This is a genomic window from Pontibacterium sp. (genome assembly GCF_041587635.1).
Lineage (GTDB): Bacteria > Pseudomonadota > Gammaproteobacteria > Pseudomonadales > Balneatricaceae > Pontibacterium.
Window position 1 is genome coordinate 1 of record NZ_JBFGYC010000729.1, and the last position, 1,429, is coordinate 1,429.

General features: G+C 48.9%; 2 protein-coding genes. Both read left to right on the forward strand.

The features are described 5' to 3' along the window. A partial coding sequence (locus tag ABYW01_RS21210; protein WP_372836584.1) for a tyrosine-type recombinase/integrase occupies positions 1-795 on the forward strand: 795 nt, incomplete at its 5' end. Between the two features lie 6 nt (positions 796-801). Then, positions 802-1,429: hypothetical protein (locus ABYW01_RS21215; protein WP_372836585.1), on the forward strand; the 628-nt coding region annotated here is incomplete at its 3' end.

The window sequence follows — 1,429 nt, forward strand, 5'->3', positions numbered from 1 at the left end:
CTGGCTGTACTACGTCGTGTAGAGGCCCGCGGGGCAATCGAGACAGCTCATCGTCTGAAGCAAACCGTTGGGCAGATATATCGCTATGGGGTCGCTACAGGCCGAGCACAGAGGGATATAACGCCCGATCTAAAGGGTGCGCTGTCGACTCCAATTAAAAAGCACTTTGCCGCAATTACAGAGCCCGCCCAAGTGGGGAGCTTGCTGAATATGATAGATGGGTATGTGGGCACAGAGACAGTACGTGCGGCTTTAAAATTAGCTCCATTGGTGTTTGTTCGCCCGAAGGAGCTACGCTATGCCGAGTGGCAAGAGATCGACCTAGAGGGGGCCGAGTGGCGTATTCCCGCAAAGAAAATGAAGATGAAAGTGGATCATATCGTTCCGCTAAGTCGTCAAGCGGTTGAGATATTGAAGGATCAGCAGCTATTAACGGGACAGTGGCAATACGTATTCCCTAGTGCAACAAGTCCGCGCCGCCCTATGAGTGATAACGCGATTTTGTCTGCCTTGCGCAGGATGGGGATAAGCAAGGAAGAGATGACCGGCCATGGTTTCCGAGCAATGGCTCGCACCATTCTTGATGAGGTGTTGGGGGAGAGAATCGAGCTGATTGAGCATCAGTCAGCGCATGCAGTTAAGGACAGTCTGGGTAGAGCGTATAACCGCACCACGCATTTACCGCAGCGTCGGGCCATGATGCAGCGCTGGGCGGATTATCTCGATAATCTGCGTACCAATGGTTCTGTTGTTTCGCTGTTTTCTCACGAAGTCCTTAAGCGTCAAGGAATGTAAATAATTATGAAATTCAAAACGGCCCTAACGGCAGAAGAGGCCGCGCTGTTAGCGGTTGATTTAGAACGATATCCTGATTTTAGTGCAGCGCACGAGGGCTTGCAGTTTGCGCATAAGCTGTCGTCTGTTGAGGATTGTACTATCGGCCCCGATCGGATGGCGTTAGTGATTGAAGAGTTGATGACCAGTATTCGAACAGCGAAAGAAATATATCGGGCACTGGTGGACGATATTGTGTTGGCTGACCCACTTTATCCGCCAATGGATAATAGGGTTACTTCACATTTAGTCATAGCATCGCGGGCACAATATTCAGAAGTAGAAGACTACATCGTGCCTGAAAAGTGCACAGTAACGAAGTCCAGCTTGGCAGCGTGGTTTTGGCAGCATGACCAAGATATCGCAAAGAAATTTGCGCCCACCATTACTGCTCAGAGTATTGATGTTGGGGGAGGAACGGCAGTTCAGGTAAGGAATGATCCAAATACTAAAAAACTAAATTCGCTATTAAGAACGGTAGCGGCGCTTTCTGATGTCGTTATTGATGGGCTCACAGGTGTCAAAAACAAGGATGCGGAAATGGTGTGTATTGTGTTTGATCAGAAGGGAAAAGAGTATCCAGTGTCAAAAAAAA